Raw genomic sequence first — 4,284 nt, forward strand, 5'->3', positions numbered from 1 at the left:
GGCCGACTCCCCGGCGCGCGTGGTGTCCACCTGGCCGGGGTGGTTCGGCGACGACCGCCCCCGCGAGGCCCTCCTCGGCGACCCGGCCTTCGCGGCGACCCGCCAGGACGTGCTCCAGGCCCTGGCGCGGGAATCCCACCTGGCCGACGGCGGAGCCGCCCTATGACAATCCGAGTCCTCCGATCCGCCGCTCCCGCCTGCGTGACGATCCTGCTGGTCCTCGCCGCGTGGATCACGATCACCGCGCTCGAACTCGTTCCGGCCTACGTCATCCCCGCGCCCGGCGCCGTGCTCGACTCGCTCGTGACCACCTGGCCCGACCGGCTCGGTTCCGCCACGCTGCTGACCGCCTCCGAGACCCTCCTGGGTGTGGTCCTCGGAGTGGTCGTCGCGGTGATCGTCGTGATCATCAGCGCGTTCGTGCCCACCATCGGTCAGGCCATGACCCCACTGCTGGTCGCCTCGCAGGCCATCCCGGTGATCGTGATCGGTCCGCTACTGACGATCTCCCTCGGGTACGGGATGGCGCCGAAGGTCATCGTCGTCGCCCTGTTGTGTTTCTTCCCCGTCGCCCTCAACCTCCTCTCCGGCGTGCGGGCCGTCGACGCCCGGGTGATCGACACGCTGCGGAGCCTGCACGCCACCCGGTGGTCGCTCTTCTGGCGGGTTCGTCTGCCGTCCGCCGCGCCCCGCGGGTTCGCCGGATTGCGCGTCTCGGTCACGTTCGCGCCGGTGGCCGCGGTGTTCGCCGAGTACACCGGGTCGACCAACGGCCTGGGGTACCTCATGCTGCAGGCCATCCCGCGTCTCCAGACGGACTTCGTCTTCGCCCAGGTGGTCGTGCTGACGATCATGTCCAGCGTCCTGCTGGCCACCGTGACCATCCTCGAACGACTCATCTGCCCGTGGAACACCCCCACCGAAAGGACCCCATCATGACCCACACACCCACCAGCGCGGCCCCACGCCGGACCGTCACCCGACCGGGCGTCACCCGACCCGGCGTCCGCATGCTCGCGATCGCCGCCGCTGCGGCGCTGGCCCTGACCGGATGCCAGGCGGCTTCGGACGATGCGGACACGACCGAGACCGGAGCCGCACCGGTGAGTGTCCTGCTGGACTGGAGCCCCAATCCCGATCACGTGGCGCTGTACACCGCGCAGCACACCGGCGCGTACGGCGACGCCGGCGTCGACGTGACGTTCATGACGCCCGCCAACACGGCCGACGCCGCGCGGGAGGTGTCCCTGGGGCGGGCGGACCTGGCCATCTCGTATGAGCCCGACACCCTCATCGCCGCGGAACAGGGCCTCGACGTGATCTCGGTGGCCGCCCTGATCCCCACCTCGCTGACCTCGCTGATCGCCAGGACGGAGTCCGGGATCACCACCGCGGCCGACCTGGAGGGCAGGACCGTGGGGCTGTCGGGTCTGGCCTCCCAGCAGCCGACTCTGGACTTCATCGCCCGGGAGGCCGGGGTCGACCCGGGTTCGATCTCCACCCCCAACGTGCAGCAGAGCCTCAACCAGGCGCTCCTCACCGACCAGGTCGACGCGATCTTCGGAGCATTCCGCAACATCGAGGGCGTCGAGCTCACCGCTCAGGGCGACGTCGTGGTGCTGCCGGCCACCGAACTCGGGGTGCCGGACTACGCGGAACTGGTGATCATCGCCAACCCGACCCGCCTCGCCGACGACGCCGACTACGCCGAGCGGGTGCGGCACTTCCTCGCGGGGACCGCGGAGGGTCAGGCCGCGGCGCTGCGGGACCGGCAGGTCGCGATCGACGCCCTCACCCCCGAGACCCAGGGCTCCTACGACCCGGACATCCTGGAGATGATGATCGACGCCACGCTCGAGCTGCTACCCGAGGACGATTTCGGTCGGCAGTCGGACGAGGACTGGGCGGCATACGCGAGGTGGATGTACCAGAACGGGCTGCTGGAGACCGAGGTCGACGGTGCCGCCGCCACGACCAACGACTACCTGCCCGGAGCCGGCGACTAGAACCGCGCCCCGCCATCCAGCAGGCCCCGCCCGAGAGAGGCCCGCCAGCCATTCGACGTCGGGGATCGGCCTGCCTCAGTTCGGGGAGGCCTCCCGCAACCGCGCGAGCAGCGGCTCGGCGGCCTCCTCGAGGAACCGGTCCAGGGTGGAGTCGCCGATCTGGATCAGCGCGACGTCCGTGTACCCGGCCTCCCAGTAGGGCTGGATCTTCTCGACGATCGCGTCCAGGTCGGGACCGCAGGGAAGTTGCTCGGCCACGTCCTCGGGGCGGACGAACTTGGTGGCGGCGGCGAATCCGGCGGTGGTGGGCAGGTCGGCGTTGGCGGCCCAGCCCCCGGCGAACCAGCGGAACTGGTCGTGCGCCCGCTCGACGGCCGCCTTCTCGGACTCGGGATCCCAACTGATGGGGATCTGGGCGATGGCCCGGGCACCGTCACCGATGTTCTTCCGTCCCTCGAGCGCGTTCCAGTTCTCGATGTGGGCGGGCTCCGGCTCGGTGGCGATGAGGTGATCGGCGAGCGGCCCGAGCCGGCCGACGGCCTTTTCCCCGCCGGCTGCCACGCCGATCGGCACCCGCTTCTCGGGCAGGTCCCACAGCCGGGCCGAGTCCACGCGGAAGTGCTCGCCGGAGTAGGTCACCAGGCCGCCGTCGAACAGTTCGCCGATGATCTCCAGAGCCTCCACCGTCATCTCGTGTCGCTCGTCGACCGAGGGCCACCGCTGACCCACCACGTGCTCGTTGAGGTTCTCCCCCGCGCCGATGCCCAGCATGAACCGGCCGTCGGACATGATCTGCACGGTCGCGGCCTTCTGTGCCACCACCGCGGGGTGGTAGCGCAGGATCGGGCAGGTGACATACGTGCACAGGTCCACCCTCTCGGTGACGTGAGCCACGGCGCCCAGGACACTCCATACGTACGGCGCGTGGCCTTGCGAGGACAGCCACGGGAAGTAGTGGTCCGAGGCCACCTCGAAGTCGAATCCCGCCTGCTCGGCCTTGGCGGCGTAGCGGACGAGTTCCTTGGGGCCGGACTGTTCGGTCATGAGCGTGTATCCGAAACGTGTCATGGCTCCGAGGGTGCGCCGGGCCCGGGCTTGTCGCCACCGGTCGCCACCCGGGCGGGGGCCACCGGTTGCCGGCCTCCCGAGGGCGGTGCACGGTCGGACGCATGACCACTACACCGCGCGCCCTCCTCCTCGACGTCGACGGCACCCTGGTCGACTCCACCTACGTCCACGTCTGGACCTGGCACCGCGCCCTGGCCGAGGCCGGCGCGCCGGTGCCGTTCGTGGAGGTGCACCACCGGATCGGCAAGGACGGGTCCACGCTGGTGGACGAACTCCTGGATCTCGCAGGTGTCGACGACGACGAGGACCGCGAACGCGTGGCGAGCCGGGCCAAGGATCTGCATTCTGAGTACTACGCGGAGGCGACGCTGCGCCTGCTCCCCGGTGGCCGCGACCTCATCCGTGGCGCCAAGGAGCGGGGGTGGATCGTCGTGCTCGCGACCTCGGCGGCACCGTCGGAGTTCGAGCAGGCCCGGGAGCTTCTCGATGTCGACGACCACGTGGACGCCGTGACCACGGGCGAGGACGTCGACCAGGCCAAGCCCGATCCCACCATCGTGGCGATCGCCCTCGAGCGCTCGGGCGTCGACGCCGCGGACGCGATCATGGTGGGCGATGCGACGTGGGACGCCATCGCGGCCGGCAAACTGGGCATCCGCTCGGTAGCCGTGCGGACGGGCGGTATCGGCGACGCCGAACTTCGTGAAGCCGGGTTCTCCGCTATCGCCGACGACGCCGCCGGCGTCCTGGACCTCCTCACGTCCGGCGCCCTCTAGTCGCCGGGGGGGCCTGGCAGGGAGCGCCTCTGCCGCGCCTCCCAAACCCACCCCGGCCGCCTCCGCTTCGCCCTCTGCTTCGGCACGTCAGCCTCGCCCCCCTGCCTTATGCGTCCTCTTCGGCCTATGCGTTCTCTTCGGCCTATGCGTCCTCTTCGACCGCATTCCGCACACTTGTGCGGCGGCTCGGGACCATTGCGCACGCGCACCTCAGGGCGACCGGCACGGGACCCGGCGAGCCCGGCGGGCCCGCCTGCCGCCCCGGCGGCCATCAACCCACCCTGGAGGCCGAGTGGTGCCGGCCCCCGAAGGTCCGCCCAGCCTTGTGTGTCCTCTATGGACCAGTAGCGCCGCGCAGGTCAGCCGGACGTGGGCATTCCCGACGCGCAGGCCGAAGGGGGCGCACAAGTCAAGGGGGTGCTGGGCAGGCCAGG

The 4,284-nt window shown here is 70.8% G+C and carries 4 protein-coding genes; 3 read left to right on the top strand and 1 reads right to left on the bottom strand.

The window, feature by feature from the left end; translation table 11 throughout:
• The first annotated feature begins 162 nt into the window (after positions 1-162).
• On the top strand, positions 163-939 hold the full coding sequence (locus tag G6026_RS12445; RefSeq protein WP_182613360.1) for an ABC transporter permease: 777 nt from the start codon (positions 163-165) through the stop codon (positions 937-939).
• Positions 936-2,006, top strand: a complete 1,071-nt coding sequence (locus G6026_RS12450) for an ABC transporter substrate-binding protein (protein ID WP_182613361.1) — start codon at positions 936-938, stop codon at positions 2,004-2,006. Before G6026_RS12445 ends, G6026_RS12450 begins: the two co-directional genes overlap by 4 nt.
• 75 nt (positions 2,007-2,081) lie before the next feature.
• Here G6026_RS12450 and G6026_RS12455 read toward each other — a convergent pair whose 3' ends face one another.
• On the bottom strand, positions 2,082-3,074 hold the full coding sequence (locus tag G6026_RS12455; RefSeq protein WP_182613362.1) for a TIGR03557 family F420-dependent LLM class oxidoreductase: 993 nt from the start codon (positions 3,072-3,074) through the stop codon (positions 2,082-2,084).
• Positions 3,075-3,175: 101 nt separating this feature from the next.
• On the opposite strand from G6026_RS12455, the gene G6026_RS12460 reads away from it, so the two are divergent.
• Positions 3,176-3,850 carry an HAD family hydrolase gene (locus G6026_RS12460; protein ID WP_107756046.1) on the top strand — a complete coding sequence of 225 codons (675 nt, stop codon included), beginning with the start codon at positions 3,176-3,178 and terminating at the stop codon, positions 3,848-3,850.
• Positions 3,851-4,284: the final 434 nt, after the last annotated feature.

This window comes from Dietzia sp. DQ11-38-2, from assembly GCF_014145055.1.
Taxonomy (GTDB): Bacteria; Actinomycetota; Actinomycetes; order Mycobacteriales; family Mycobacteriaceae; genus Dietzia.